Here is a 13,987-nt window from a genome sequence, read left to right on the forward strand (position 1 = left end):
TCAACCAATCGCTGTGCCGCCATGCTCGCCGGGCGTCGGCGGCGGTGGCGACGTCTACCCTGCGTCGTCCGGGGCGTCCGCCGGTTGTTCCTCGTCGTCCTCGCGCTGGGCGTCGGCCACAGTGAGGGGCAATGCCAGCTCTTCCAGCGGGCGTCGTTCGGCCGCGACGCCGAGCCAGAGCTCGATCAGGCCGGCGACGGCCATCACCGCCGCACCGATGAGGAACGACCAGACCACCTCGCCGCGCTGTCCGGAGTTGATCAACTGGCCGAACAGCAGGGGGCCGGTGATGCCGCCGATCGCCGTCCCGACCGCGTAGAAGAACGCGATCGCCAGCGCCCGGGTCTCCATCGGGAAGATCTCGCTGACGGTCAAATAGGCCGCGCTCGCCCCCGCCGAGGCCAGGAAGAACGCCACCGCGAGCACGGCGATGAACGTCCAGGCGCCGCCGGTCCCCGTCACGAACAGCACCGCCAGGATGACGGCCACGACGGCCGATCCGAGGTAGGTCGCGGTGATCATCGGCTTGCGGCCGACGGTGTCGAACAGGTGCCCGAGCGCCAGCGGGCCGACGAAATTGCTGAGCGCCCAGAGGATGAAGAACAGCGGCACCTTGGCGGACGGCACGCCGTAGAAGCCACTCAGCAGCGTGCCGAGGTTGAACGTGACCCCGTTGTAGAGGAACGCCTGCCCGGTGAACAACGCCAGCCCCAGCACCGCCCGCCGCGGATACAGGGTGAACGCCACCCTGGCAATCTCCCGGAACGAAATCGTCTCGCGCTGACGCACTTTGAGCGGACGACCGGCCGGCTGCGGCAGCGGCTTGACGGTGTCCCGCTGCACCTCCTGCTCGATTTCGCCGACGACGCGCTCGGCTTCTTCCGCGCGGCCGTGGATGAACAGCCACCGGGGGCTTTCCGGAACGTTGCGCCGGACGAGCAAGACGAAGATGCCGAAGATCGCGCCGACGCCGAACGCGAGCCGCCAGCCGATGTTGGCCGGGAAGTTCGAGGTGTCCAGCAGGACTAGCGCGCCGGCCGCGCCCGCGGCCGAACCGAGCCAGTAGGTGCCGTTGATGATCAGGTCCACGCGACCGCGCACGCGGGCGGGGATCAACTCGTCGATCGCCGAGTTGATCGCGGCGTATTCGCCACCGATGCCGGAGCCGGTGAAGAAGCGGGCAACGAAGAAATACCAAGGCGCAAAGGCGAATGCGGTCGCGACGGTGGCGATCAGGTACACCGCGAGGGTCAGGATGAACAGGTTGCGCCGGCCGAAGCGGTCCGTCAGGTGGCCGAAGAACAGCGCACCCAGGCAGGCCCCGCCGATGTAGAAGGCGGCGGCCATCCCGATCTGCGCCGGGGTGAGTCCGAGGCCGCTGCCCTTCTCGGTGAGGCGGGACGACACGTTGCCGACCATGGTGACCTCGAGCCCGTCGAGGATCCAGACCCCACCGAGACCGATGACGACGCGCCAGTGAAACTTCGACCAGGGCAGCCGGTCCAGCCGTGCCGGCACATGGGTGGTGATGGTTCCGGTTTGCACGCCCGCGCTCATCTGACTCCTATCTGGGTGAGCACAGAATTACCCACCCACGCGGTACGGCAAGCCTCAATCCCGGTCCGGGCGCGACTCCTCGGGGGTCCAGGCCGGTGGCTGGCCGGGCTGACCCGGGAAAAGGTAGTCGATGAAAGCCGCGGCGGTGGGTTGGGGTTCGTGGTTGGCCAGCCCGGGTCGCTCGTTGGCTTCGATGAAGGCGTACTCGGCGCCGGTCACGTCGGGGACGAGCAGGTCGATGCCCGTCACCGGGATGCCGATCGCCTCGGCCGCGGCCACCGCCACGCGACACAGTTCCTGGTTGACCACCGCGGTGACGTCGTGAATGGTGCCGCCCTGGTGCAGGTTCGCGGTGCGCCGGACGCGGAGCCGGGTTCCCTGGGGCAGCACGTCATCCAGCGTCCAGCCGGCCTCGGCGACCGTCGCCTCGGTGAGATCGTCGATCGGGATCTTGGACTCGCCACCGGTGGCCGCGGAACGCCGCCGGCTTTCGGCGGCGATCAGGTCCCGGATGCTGTGCTCCCCCGTGCCGATGATCTCGGGCGGCAACCGCAGCGCGGCGGCCACCACCCGGCCGTCGATCACCACGAGCCGAAGGTCGTCGCCGGCCACCCGCTCCTCGATCAACACCTCCGGGTAGTGCTGCCGCGCCCGCGCGACGGCCGCGGCCAGCTCGTCGGGCCCCTTTTCGGCGGGTATGCCCACGGTGATGCCCTTGCCCTGCTCCCCGCGGGTCGGTTTGACGACGACCTCCCCGACCTCCTGCAGGAATGCGTAGTCGCCATCGTCGAAGGTGGCCAGGCGGGCGCGCGGGACGGTGATGCCCGCCTCGGAGACCAGCCGGCGCGTCAAACGCTTGTCGTCGCAACGGCACATCGCGACCGCCGAGGTGAACTCGGACAGCGATTCGCGGGTGATCACGCTGCGACCGCCGTGGGTGAGCCGCATCTCCCCGGTCTCGGCGTCGAGGACCTCGACCCAGATCCCACGGCGCATCGCCTCGTCGGCGATGATCCGGGCGTAGGGGTTGAGATCCTCGACCGTTTCCGGCGGTGACGTGAACAAGGGCTCGTTGATCGCGTTCTTCCGCTTGATCGCCAGCACCGGAACGCGGACGAAGCCCAGCTTTTCGTAGAGGCCGATGGCAGCGGCGTTGTCGTGCGCCACCGACAGATCCATGTAGGCGCGGCCGGCGCGGCGGAAGTGGTCGGCCAGCGCCCGGGTCAGCGCCTCGCCCACCCCGGGCAGCGCCGCGGCGGGATCGACGGCCAGGGTCCACAAACTCGACCCTTCCTCCGGATCGGAGAAGAGCAACTCGTGGTCGACGCCGGTCACCGTGCCCACCACCGCGCCGTCGTCGTCGCGCACGGCGACCAGGTACGTCACTGCCTCCGCGTGCAGATGGTTGTCCCAGATCGTCTCGACCGGCGCCGGCACCATGCCGCAGCGCACAAAAACCCGGTTCATCGCGTCGGCGTCGGCCGGGTCGTTGAGGGTGCGCACCGTGACGCCGATCGGCGTCGGCACCGACTCTTCATCGTCCGGGTGGAAGCGCAGTCGATAGGTGTGGCTGGGGTCGATGAACAGCTCGGTCGGCGCACCGGCGACCACCACATGGGACTCGCGCGCGTAGATGCAGATGTCGCGCCGGCCCGGCACCTCCCGCCGCAGCGTCTCGGCCAGGGTGTCCGCATCCGCGAAGGTCTGGCCGAAAATGAGCCTGCCCCAACCCATTTCGAGCTCGACGTCCTTGGCCATCGCGTCGACCAGCTCGGGCGGCGACGCGTCGTGCAGGCCCATGGTGATGGCCTCGGTGTGGTCGTCGGAGGGGTCGACGGCGGTCACGCGGCCTGCCCGGTCACGCCGTGACGCTGCAACCACAGCTCCAGCAGGGCGATCTGCCAGAGCTCGTTGCCGCGCAGGGGGGTGAGCTTGCCGTTCGGGTCCGCCAGCAGGGCGTCGACGGCTTCGGCGTTGAACAGCCCGCGCTCCTTGGCCACCGGCGCGTAGAGGGCGTCGCGAACCAGATCGAGGTAAGGCCCCTCGAGGTGGGTCAGCGCGGGCACCGGGAAGTAGCCCTTGGGCCGGTCGATGACCTCCGCGGGAATCACCCGTCGCGCAGCCTGTTTCAGCACGCCCTTGCCCTCGTGGGCGATCTTCAACTCCGGCGGGCAGCTCGCCGCCAGCTCGACCAGCTCGTGGTCGAGGAAGGGCACCCGCCCCTCCAGCCCCCAGGCCATCGTCATGTTGTCCACCCGCTTCACCGGGTCGTCGACGAGCATCACCGTGGTGTCCAGCCGAAGCGCGCGGTCGATGCCCGTTTCGGCGCCGGCGCGCGCGAAGTGCTCGGCCACGAAGCGCCGGCTGGGGTCGCCGTCGGCGAAGTACGCCGGACCGACCAGGCCCGCCAGCTCCGCCGAATCGCGATCGAAGAAGGCGCCGCGGTACTCGGCGACTGCCCCCTGCAGCGTCGCGGCCGCCGGGGAACCCATCGGCGGGTACCAGTGGTAGCCGGCGAACACCTCGTCGGCGCCCTGGCCCGACTGCACCACCTTGACGTGCCGCGCGACCTCCTGGCTGAGCAGGTAGAAGGCCACGCAGTCGTGGCTGACCATCGGCTCGCTCATCGCGCCGATCGCGCCGTCGAGGGCGGGCAGCATCCGGTCGGTGCCGATGCGGATCTGGTGGTGGTCGGTGTCGAACCGTTCGGCGATGATGTCCGACCATTGGAACTCGTCACCCCGCACGCCACCGGCCGACTCGAAGCCGATGGAGAAGGTCGACAGCCCGTGCTGACCGGCCTCGGCGAGCAGCCCGACGATCAGGCTGGAGTCGACGCCGCCGGAGAGCAGGCAGCCGACCGGCACGTCGGCGACGAGCCGGCGCTCGACCGCGACCCGCAGTGCGGACAGCACCGCGTCCTCCCAGTCGCGCTCGGACCAGTCGGCGCGGTCGTCTCGCCGGGTGAAGTCGGGCGTCCAGTAGGTGGTGGTGGCGCGCCTGCCGTCGGGCTCGATGGCGACGAGCGAGCCGGGCGGGACCTTGCGCACCCCGCGCAGGATCGTCAGCGGCGCCGGCACCACGGAGTGGAATGTCATGTAGTGGTGCAGCGCGACCGGGTCGATCCGGGTGTCCACGCCGCCGCCGGCCAGCAGGGCCGGCAGGGCTGAGGCGAACCGGACCCGCTGCGCGTCCTCGGTGAGGTACAGCGGTTTGATGCCGAGCCGGTCGCGCCCCAGCAGCACCCGGCCGCTGTCCCGTTCGACGATGGCGAAGGCGAACATCCCGTGCAGGTGGCTGACGAAGTCGTCGCCCCAGCGGTGATAGGCCTTCAGCAGGACCTCGGTGTCGCTGTGCGAGAAAAACCGGTAGCCGTGCCCGGTGAGCTCGCGCCGCAGCTCCTTGTAGTTGTAGATGCAGCCGTTCCACGCGATCGTCAGGCCGAGTTCCGCGTCGACCATCGGCTGGGCGCCGGCTTCGGTCAGGTCGATGATTTTGAGGCGGCGATGGCCGAGGGCGGCCCGGCCCTGTGACCAGGCCCCCGCCGCGTCCGGGCCCCTGGGCGCCATCACGGCGGCCATCGCCGATACCGCCGCTAGATCGGGGACCCGGCCGTCGAGTCGAACCTCACCGGTGAGTCCACACACTCCTTTGACCCTACCGGGACGCGTTCTGGCTCGTACAGTGCGGCCAAGGCGATGGGTAGCCAACGCCGACCCGGTTCTGCCGTTTTCGTTTCCCGGATAGGGCCGCACCGCTTATCGTTTCCTGGACCACAGTTTGCTGGGAGGCTGATGTGGACGGGACGCCGTTCGGCCGGTACCGCTCGACCGCTCCGCTCCACCGACACGCCTGGCCGCGCTGATGCTCACCGGCGACTCGCTGCGGATCCTGCAATGGGATCGGCGGATGCCGCTCAACTTCGACCTCGGTCCGCTGCACGTGCACCTGTACGCGCGATCGGTGTTCTTCATGTGGGTCACCGTGGTGATCCTGCTGGTCGCCGGCGTCGCGGTGTTCGCGTCGCGCAGGCGGGAGCTGATCCGGCGTTGGACGACGTGGGTGATGATCGCCCCGGTGGTCGGCATCCCGATCTGGATCGGCCGGGGAACCACCGCCGCGCTGGCCGCCGCGCTGGCCGTGGTGGCGGTGTTCGAGTATGCGCGGTTGGTCAAGCTCGGTAAGGTCGACACCTATCTGCTGCTGGGCCTGGCGGTGCTGTATCCGCTCGCGGCGTGGCTGCACCCGCCGCTGCTGCGCCTGGCGCCGATCGTCGTGCTGGCGTGCGCCCTGCCGTCGGTGTTCGGCGGCGACGTCGAGAACGGCAGCAGGCGCACCACGTTCACCGCGTTCGGTTCGGTGTGGATCTGCTGGTCTCTGGCGCACCTGGTGACGCTGTGGTCGGACGCCTACCTGGTGTGCTTCGCGGCGGCGGCCACCGACGTCGCGGCCTGGTGCGGCGGCAAGGGGCTGCGGTTCTTCGGGTGGGCCCGAAAGCCCTTGTCCCCCTTGAGCCCGAACAAGACGGTCGGCGGCCTGGTCGGCGCGGTCGTCGGTGCGTTTCTCGTGTTGATGCTGCTGGGAACGGTCACCGTCGGACTGTGGGTCGCGGTGGCGTTCGGCGGCGTGCTCGGGGACCTGGTCGAGTCGATGGTCAAGCGGCAGGCCCAGGTCAAAGACGCGGGCACGTGGTTGCCCGGCTTCGGCGGCCTGCTCGACCGGATCGACTCGTTACTGCTGGTTCTCCCGCTGGCGTATCTGCTGGCTTAGGGGCCGCTCATGCCGCGGCCGCCAGCCGCAGCGGCTGCGACGCCGAGCCGTCCCGCAGCGCCATCACCTGCGCCCGCAGCTCCGACGCCGACGTGCCGGCCGGGTCAACCGGGTCGCCGATGTGGACCCGCATGGCCGCGTGGGAGATGAAGCCGGCGCCCTTGGGGAGCACCTCGGCGGTGCCCAGCACGGCGACCGGAACGAGCGGGACGCCGCAATCACGCGCCAAGCGCAGCGCGCCGGAACGGAATTCGCCGACGGTCCCGTCCGTCGAGCGGGTGCCCTCCGGGTAGATGACGACGGTGCGCCCGGCCTCGAGCGCCGGACGCGCGGCGGCCAGCAACTGGGCGTAGGTGTCGGAGCCGGATCGCCGCACCGGCAGCACGCCGATCAGCGAGGACGCCACGAAACGGCGCACCGGCACGTCGAACCAGTAGTCCGCCGCCGCGGCGAACACCGGCTGGGCGCCGGCGGGCAGCGCGGCCAGCAGCACCGCGGTGTCGGCGTGCGACGAGTGGTTGGCCACCACCACGCAGCCACCCGACACGCGCCACCGCCCGGTGACGGTCAGCCCGCCGGAGACGGCGCACACCGCCCGCCACAGCCGGTGGCGCAGCACGCCGGTGATCCGGGTCGCGGTCATGACGCCGGCACCTCGCCGTCGCGCTTGGCCGTCAGCTCACGGTGCGCCGCCCGCAGCCGCAGCGCGGCGGTGATCAGCGAACCGTTCACCAGCTGGGTGCAGACCACGGGCAGGATGACCGGGAACGCGGTGGCCAGCAACACGAACACGCAGCGTTCGGTCTTGCCGAGCGGTCCGCCGTTGCGCCGCGGCGCTCCGGCCGCCGCGCCGGCCAGCGACGCGAAGGTCGGCAGCGTCGCGGCCAGCGCGGCCACCAGCACCATGAGCACCGGCCAGGACAAGAAATGCAGCCCGGGCCCGCGCTGCCGCGCCGCCCACACCGCCAGGCCGGCGAAAGTCAGCAGGTCCGAGGCCCGGTCACCGATTTCGTTGACGACGAATCCCCATGGCCGGCTCACGCCGCGGGCGCGAGCGACCGCACCGTCGAGATTGGCCCCGGCCAGCCGCAGCGCGAGGAACAGGGCCGCCAGCGGCCACCATCCCAGCGCGACCGTAACGCCTGCCGCGCCCGCCGCCACGACCCCGCCCGCGGTGAACACATCCGGCGAGATGCGCCGGGCGACGGCGACGTTCACGATCGGTGTCAGCCGGCGGGTGTACCACGGCTTCAGCGCGTAGAGGCCCTGCCATTTCCGGGGAGCGCGTTCGAGCGCTGCCGTGGGCCGCGGGACCACCGCGGTGGTGAGGACATTGACGCGGGGAAGCGTGGCCGTGTCCGTCGACCCGAGCGCCCGCGATCCCGTCGTACAGCAACCGCGGTGGGCGATGCGGGGCTCGCTCGCGGCGGTCAGCGTGCTGACGGTCCGCGTGCGCAGCGTCGGCGCGTTGTCGAGGTCGGCGGTCACGGGGAGTTTCCTCTCGATGAATGGTCTGTGGTTGTGTGCCAGTCGACCCGGTTCGCTCGGCTACCGGTCCCAACATCTCGGACCACGGACGCGCGGTGGGCCGCTCGCATCGGTAAGAGCCACCGCTCCCCCGCGGTCGGACACTTTCTTGCGGAACGGTCGCTGTGACCGGCAGCACAAACGGTGCTCCCCGCCGCTTGCCGCTTGATCGCGAAGTTCTTGCGGAATTCTTGCGGCCGCTCGGCGAGAGGAATGTCTGGATTTCAGCTAGCGTTCAACCAGGTCGTTCTTGACTCGCACCCGTTTCACCCGCATCGAAGGACGCATGGCCCGGACAGACATCGGTCGCGCGAAGTGGCCGGCGCTCGGCGCGATCCTGCTGTCGGCCGCCGGGGTGTTCTGCGCGGCGCCGGCGATCGGCGATCCGACCGACGATGCGTTCGTCTCGGCGCTCGCGAAGAACGGGATCACCATGTCCGACCGCAACGCCGAGGTGTCGTTGGGGCATACCGTGTGCGCCGGATTCGATCAGGGTCAACCCTCAACCGAGGTGGCGATGAGGATCGTCAGGGAAACCCCGCTCTCGCCGAAACAAGCCGGTTACTTCGTCGGCGTTTCGGTGGCCGCCTACTGCCCGCAATATCGGGGCAAGACCGACAATTCGTTCAATTGGGCGGTGCCGTTTCCCCCGATGATGTGAGGCGCGTCTTACCTGAGGTGTGGTCGAGTTATTTTTGCATGGACGCCATTCGTCCGCGCGAAGAGGAACCATGGCCCATTCGAGGGTAGGTGCACCTGCGCGGATTCTCGTCGCGATCCTGCTGGGCGCCGCCGCGGCGCTCACCGCAACTCCGGCAGCCGCCGATCAGGCCGACGATGACTTCGTGGCGGCGCTTGTGGGCCAAGGGATTCCGGTGCCTGACGCCAACGCCGCGGTCCAGGAAGGCCGCATCATGTGCACCCTGCTCGACCAGGGCACAACCCGGCCCCTGCTCTTGCTGCGGCTGATGCGGGACACGAATCTCTCCGCAAGGCAGGCCGGTTTTTTCCTGGGCATTTCGACGGCGGCGTATTGCCCGCAATATCGGGTCACGGTGAGCGAATAGGTTCAGCGGCCACGCACTCCGCCGTCGACGACTTTCACCGGCTTGTGCGGAAAACGGCGTTCGGCGTGCGCCTTTGCCCGCGAGTTCGGCAGCACGTACAACGTTTCCCTCTTGTCCTGCAACGGCTTCAGCACCAGGTCCATGAACCCCTTGCGGTTGTCGAGGTACGGCTCGATCACGTCCTCTCCGGCCGGGCACACCGCCAGGCAATAGGCGGCCTTGTAATTGGGCTTGAACGACAGGCTCTGCCACATTGAGGCGTTCTCCGAATCGCTTACCCGCGAACGAAAGTCCGCCGCGTCGGCGCTGTCTGCGACGGTCTGCACCCAATCGGTGAACCCGCCCATGAACTCGCGATAGTTGTGCACCGAACAGGAGACGAAGTCGAAGTCGCCGTCCTTGCCGATCGCGCCGACGGGGCACGCGGCCACACACAACTTGCACTCCAGACAGGGGCTGTAGTCCAGCGGCCGGCCGTAGGCACTGATCGGCGCGTCGACCAGGATCGTCCCGAGCAGGATGAAGTTGCCGAACTTCGGATGAATCACGTTGCGGTGGATGCCCATCACGCCAAGGCCCGCGGCCACGGCGACGGGCTTGTGCGCCACGACCCAGATCCGGCCGGGGAAGTTGTCCATATCCATCGGGAAGGTCGCCGAGGGGTTCAGCGCCCGGTAGCCGACGTCCTGCAGCCGGCGCACGATGCGGTGAGCCGCCTCGTTGAGCACCTCGCCGCTGCGGTGGAACTCCTGATTTGCCACGCTGCGCGCCGTCGATCGGACGTTGTCGCGGTTCATCTTGACGACCAGCGAGATGTAGCTCTTGGCTCCGGGCAGCGCGGCCTCAACGTGTTCGACCTCGGATGCGAGGTCGGGATTGTCGACACTGGCGAACGCGACGTCGTCGACGCCGGCGTCCAGGCAAATCTCGCGCAGCCACTCGGCGTCCAGCGCACCGGGCCGCCGCCTGGTGCGCGAGCGCACCCGGCGCACGGTGGGGTGGTCGGCCAGCCGCCGGGGAAGTTTTTCCGCCATGCTGAGTATGGTACATAATACCCAGGAGTGCGCGCTGAGTGCCCGTGGCGTCCCGTTTATGAACGGCGTTTGACTTCGCTGTGAACGCATGCGAGCCTGTCGCCGTGATCGAGTTGAGCGAGCAGCAGATCATCGACGGGGTGGCCGGTCGATTGACCAGGAAATATCCAAGCATTTCGGCAGATACCGTGAGTGCGGTCGTGCGGCACATCCATGCCCGCTTCGACGGCAGGCCGGTCCGCGAGTACATACCGCTTCTCGTCGAGCGGTTCGCGGCGCAGGACCTGGAACTGCTGGCGTTGACGCCCGAAGACGAGGCTGATCAGGCCATCGCGGTTTGACCGCCCGGCGCGCGCGACCCCCGCACCGTGGGGCCGCCGGCGCACACGGCCAGATGCCCAGCAAGCCAGGCGATTTCAGCCCGGACCCTTGTTCGGTCTCGTGGCGGCCCGGCCACGCGCCCTGCATTCGGCGCCACCGGGGGTTACGATCCGTACACGGTCACCTACCCCTCCACATGCCAATCTGTGTTGACTCTGCGGGCCGCTGAGAAGGCCCCAGGGCAGCTTTGTCGGATGCGCGGTCTGACCGTGTGCAACCCATGGTCGCCGATCCCTTTCGCGGCTTTGGCGGATCGTTTGCGATCAACACCCGCCCCCCTCATTTCGGAAGGTGCCCGGCATGTATCGCCAAATCCTTGATCCCGTCGCCCATTCGCTGGCCTGGAGCTCGCTGGTGGCCGTCCTGCCGCTGGCCACGCTCTTCGTGATGCTTGGCGTCTTGCGGATCAGGGCCTGGCTGGCATCGGTGGTGTCCCTCGCGGTCGCGATCGCGATCGCGACCGCGGTCTACGCGATGCCCATCGGGCAGGCCGTGCTGGCGGGCAGCGAAGGCGCGGTCTTCGGATTCTTCCCGATCCTCTGGATCGTGATCAACGCGATCTGGGTTTACCAGATGACGGTCGAGACAGGCCATTTCGATGTGCTGCGGCGCAGTTTCGCTACCGTCAGCGAGGATCACCGCATTCAGGCGATCATCATCGCGTTTTCCTTCGGCGCGTTGCTCGAAGCGCTGGCCGGATTCGGCACGCCGGTCGCGGTGACCTCCGTGATGCTGCTCGCCTTGGGCTTCAAACCGCTCAAGGCGGCGGTCCTTGCGCTCGTCGCCAACACCGCGCCGGTCGCATACGGGGCGATGGCGACACCGATCATCACCCTTGCCAAGACGTCCGGATTGCCGACCGACACGCTCGGCGCCATGGTCGGGCGGCAAACCCCGATCCTGGCCGTCTTCGTCCCCTTGGCGCTCGTCGCCATCGCCGACGGGGCGCGCGGCGTGCGCGAAACATGGCTCACCGCCCTCACCGGCGGCGTGGTTTTCGGCCTCGGCCAATACGCCACCTCGAACTTCTTGTCTGTGCCGCTGGCCGACGTGATCGCCTCCCTGCTTTCCGCCGGCGCCGTGGTGGCGATGGTGCGCGTGCGGCCGCCGCAGGCCGAACACACGCGCGCCATGGTCTCCGCGGGCGCCGGTGCCGATGCGCCGCCCCCCGAGGAGGGTGAGGATGCCGACTCACGCGGCGACGTGCTCCGCGCCTACGCGCCCTACGCGATCATCATCGCCGTCTTCGTGATCTGCCAGATCTCTGCGGTGAAGAAGCTGCTCGATCACGCCACCTTCACCGTGCACTGGCCGGGACTGCATCTCTACACGGCCAAGGGCACCGCGTCGGCGCTGCCCAACTTCACCTTCAACCTGCTCACCACGCCGGGCACCCAGATGCTCGTCGCGGGCGTCCTCACCATGTTGGCGCTGCGGCTGTCGCCGATCAGGGCGCACAGCGCGTACGCCGCGACGCTGCATCAGCTGCGCTGGGCCATCGTCACCGTGATGTCCGTGCTCGCACTGGCTTTCGTGATGAACGCGTCCGGACAGACCATCACGCTGGGCACCTGGATGGCCGGCACCGGCGGCGCGTTCGCGGTTATCTCCCCGATACTCGGCTGGCTCGGTGTGGCAGTGACCGGATCGGACACCTCGTCGAATTCTCTGTTCGGCGCGCTGCAGGTCACCGCGGCTGCCAAGGCGGGGCTGTCGCCGGTGTTGATGGCCGCCGGCAACAGCTCCGGCGGCGTGCTCGGCAAAATGATCTCGCCGCAGAACCTCGCGATCGGTGCTGCGGCGGTCGGGGTGCACGGCAAAGAGGGCGACATCTTCCGCCGCGTGTTCATCTGGAGCCTGGTGTTCCTGGCATTCATCTGCGTCCTGTCGGGACTGCAGGCCTCGCTGCTGTCCTGGATGGTGCCCTGAATTCCGATGCAGGTGTCGTCGGGCGAACTCAGCCCGGTGTGACGACGTTGTCGGTGCCCCTGATCGAGATCCGTGGCGTCCCGGCGCGGTAGACCACCCGGTTTCCGGAGCCATCCGTGTCGATCGCGTCCGCGTTGTCGGCGACCACTTTGTTGTGCGAGCCCCTGACGATGAGCTGCGAGCAGTGGCCGGCCACGTAGGCCGCGTTTGCGTTGCCGGCAATTGTCAGTTCGGCGCGATCGCAGACCACCGTGAACCTGGCGTGGCTGGGCTCCTCGGTCAGGTTTCCACCCGGAACCACGGTGAGCGCCCCCGACAGGTCCGCGGTGGGTTCCGCAGCAGCCGAGGACGTGGCCGGCGCCGGATGCCTCTCGGCCCGGTAGGGATGGAGCACGAGGATGGCGAACAGCAAGGCGAAGGGCGCCAAGGCGATGAGCCAGATGGTGCCGAATCGCCGACGGCGCAGGAGGTCGTACTGGGAACCCGGCTCGTCTCCGGCCGGAACAGACTCCGGCGGGCCGGCTGAAGCGTCAGCGAGCCGCCGTTCCAACTCCCTGATTCGCTTTTCGGGATCGTCGGAGTCCATAACGGGCATGGTCCCACAACTTGCCCTTGGGTTGCCCTCGGGAGCGCCGGGCTCGGGCGCCGACCCACAGCCGGCCGCCGCTTGCCGGCGCGCGATCGGTCGTCGCGCTCGGACCGGGTCCGGCCGTGAAAACACCTGTGCCGCTTGAGGAAACGATCCCGCAGGGCCTCGGGTTCGAGTGCGGAGCCGCCCCCGCTCGCCGCTCACTATCGCCATCCGGGCCCCTTTCGTCGGGCATCGGAGCGATAAGAAATGGAAAAGATTGCCACAGGCGTTGCGCACGCCACTAAGCTGCTGTTCGTGGGCAGAGGTGTGTTAGCCGTCGGCAGGAGCCGCTGGCTGGCATTGGCGGCCTCCCTTGTGGTGTCGGCCGCGATCGTCTACGCCCAGGGCGCCAAGCCCCTGCACGCCGAAAGCGCCAAACCGCCCTGCTGCGTGGACAACCCGGCTCCCGGCCCGGCGGCACCGGCGTCCGGCCCCGCCGCCCCGCCGTCCATGGTGGCCGGCGCGCCGCCCGCAGCCGCGGCCGCCCCGCCGCAGATCGCCACCCCGGCCGAGGTGGAAAAGCTGGCGGCAGGTGCTCCCGCCGCTGCCCAGCAATTCCTGTTCCCGTTGTCCCCCGGTGTCGCGTCGGAACAGCGGTTGCAGGTGAAGACCATCTGGGCGGCGCGCGCCATCAGCGTGCTGTTCCCTGAGATCACCACGATCTACGGGTACCGGGAGGATCCGTTGCCGTGGCATCCCAACGGCTTGGCGATCGACGTGATGATTCCCAACCACGCCTCCCCTGAGGGCATCCAGCTGGGCAACGAGATCGCCGGGTACGCATTGGCGAATGCGAAAAGGTGGGGAATCAACCACGTGATCTGGCGGCAGAAGATCTATCCGGGCGTCGGCTCGCCGAGCTGGACCGCGGATTACGGCAACGAAACCCTCAACCACTACGACCACGTCCACATCGCCACCAACGGCGGCGGGTACCCCACCGGGCACGAGACTTATTACATCGGGTCGATGACCCCGGCGCCGCCACAGTGATTCATTGACGGGGAGAGCCCCAATCCCGGCCGACCTCAAGGATCCTCCAAGGCCTCACCCCCAAGCTGCGGATGACCCGTCGCGCGTTGCGGCAGGAG

At 68.8% G+C, this 13,987-nt stretch carries 13 protein-coding genes; 6 read left to right on the plus strand and 7 right to left on the minus strand.

Annotated features, from left to right (window positions below; all coding sequences use genetic code 11):
* Positions 1-54: 54 nt before the first annotated feature.
* The 3 genes from A5705_RS16050 to A5705_RS16060 are packed head-to-tail and all read right to left on the minus strand — an operon-like array spanning position 55 to position 5,204.
* Positions 55-1,557 carry an MFS transporter gene (locus A5705_RS16050; protein WP_067878852.1) on the minus strand — a complete coding sequence of 501 codons (1,503 nt, stop codon included), beginning with the start codon at positions 1,555-1,557 and terminating at the stop codon, positions 55-57.
* A 54-nt stretch (positions 1,558-1,611) separates the two neighbouring features.
* Positions 1,612-3,402 carry an N-acetylglutaminylglutamine synthetase gene (gene ngg, locus A5705_RS16055; protein ID WP_067878849.1) on the minus strand — a complete coding sequence of 597 codons (1,791 nt, stop codon included), beginning with the start codon at positions 3,400-3,402 and terminating at the stop codon, positions 1,612-1,614.
* Positions 3,399-5,204 (minus strand): N-acetylglutaminylglutamine amidotransferase, encoded by a 1,806-nt coding sequence (locus A5705_RS16060; protein WP_068278548.1) that lies wholly within the window; start codon positions 5,202-5,204, stop codon positions 3,399-3,401. Before A5705_RS16060 ends, ngg begins: the two co-directional genes overlap by 4 nt.
* Before the next feature lie 217 nt (positions 5,205-5,421).
* Here A5705_RS16060 and A5705_RS16065 point away from each other — a divergent pair, with 217 nt between their 5' ends.
* A complete protein-coding gene (locus tag A5705_RS16065; protein WP_067878843.1) occupies positions 5,422-6,327 on the plus strand; it encodes a phosphatidate cytidylyltransferase in 906 nt (301 codons plus the stop codon).
* Between the two features lie 7 nt (positions 6,328-6,334).
* Here A5705_RS16065 and A5705_RS16070 read toward each other — a convergent pair whose 3' ends face one another.
* Positions 6,335-6,970: a lysophospholipid acyltransferase family protein gene (locus tag A5705_RS16070; protein ID WP_068278550.1), complete on the minus strand. Its 636-nt coding sequence runs from the start codon at positions 6,968-6,970 to the stop codon at positions 6,335-6,337.
* Positions 6,967-7,815 (minus strand): CDP-alcohol phosphatidyltransferase family protein, encoded by an 849-nt coding sequence (locus A5705_RS16075; RefSeq protein WP_231982473.1) that lies wholly within the window; start codon positions 7,813-7,815, stop codon positions 6,967-6,969. The genes A5705_RS16070 and A5705_RS16075 overlap by 4 nt, the downstream gene beginning before the upstream one ends.
* Positions 7,816-8,140: 325 nt before the next feature.
* On the opposite strand from A5705_RS16075, the gene A5705_RS16080 reads away from it, so the two are divergent.
* Complete coding sequence (locus A5705_RS16080; protein ID WP_067878837.1) at positions 8,141-8,515, plus strand: DUF732 domain-containing protein; 375 nt, start codon at positions 8,141-8,143, stop codon at positions 8,513-8,515.
* Positions 8,516-8,585: 70 nt separating this feature from the next.
* Positions 8,586-8,921: a DUF732 domain-containing protein gene (locus A5705_RS16085; RefSeq protein ID WP_068278552.1), complete on the plus strand. Its 336-nt coding sequence runs from the start codon at positions 8,586-8,588 to the stop codon at positions 8,919-8,921.
* 2 nt (positions 8,922-8,923) lie between these two features.
* Here A5705_RS16085 and A5705_RS16090 read toward each other — a convergent pair whose 3' ends face one another.
* Positions 8,924-9,955, minus strand: coding sequence for an epoxyqueuosine reductase (locus tag A5705_RS16090; RefSeq protein WP_068278555.1), 1,032 nt, complete (start codon positions 9,953-9,955; stop codon positions 8,924-8,926).
* Between the two features lie 104 nt (positions 9,956-10,059).
* On the opposite strand from A5705_RS16090, the gene A5705_RS16095 reads away from it, so the two are divergent.
* Together A5705_RS16095 and A5705_RS16100 are read left to right on the plus strand one after the other, a co-directional pair.
* Entirely contained in the window at positions 10,060-10,296 is a 237-nt protein-coding gene (locus tag A5705_RS16095; RefSeq protein WP_156763141.1) for a three-helix bundle dimerization domain-containing protein, read from the plus strand.
* A 340-nt stretch (positions 10,297-10,636) separates the two neighbouring features.
* Positions 10,637-12,265: an L-lactate permease gene (locus A5705_RS16100; RefSeq protein WP_068278653.1), complete on the plus strand. Its 1,629-nt coding sequence runs from the start codon at positions 10,637-10,639 to the stop codon at positions 12,263-12,265.
* Between the two features lie 28 nt (positions 12,266-12,293).
* Here the strand turns inward: A5705_RS16100 and A5705_RS16105 are convergent, their stop codons facing one another.
* Positions 12,294-12,851 (minus strand): DUF3060 domain-containing protein, encoded by a 558-nt coding sequence (locus tag A5705_RS16105; RefSeq protein WP_068278557.1) that lies wholly within the window; start codon positions 12,849-12,851, stop codon positions 12,294-12,296.
* 300 nt (positions 12,852-13,151) lie between these two features.
* On the opposite strand from A5705_RS16105, the gene A5705_RS16110 reads away from it, so the two are divergent.
* The gene (locus tag A5705_RS16110) at positions 13,152-13,889 is read left to right on the plus strand and encodes a glycoside hydrolase (protein ID WP_156738366.1); all 738 of its coding nucleotides are present in this window, start codon (positions 13,152-13,154) and stop codon (positions 13,887-13,889) included.
* Positions 13,890-13,987: the final 98 nt, after the last annotated feature.

Origin of the sequence: Mycobacterium sp. E787, assembly GCF_001668725.1 — a bacterium.
Lineage (GTDB): Bacteria > Actinomycetota > Actinomycetes > Mycobacteriales > Mycobacteriaceae > Mycobacterium.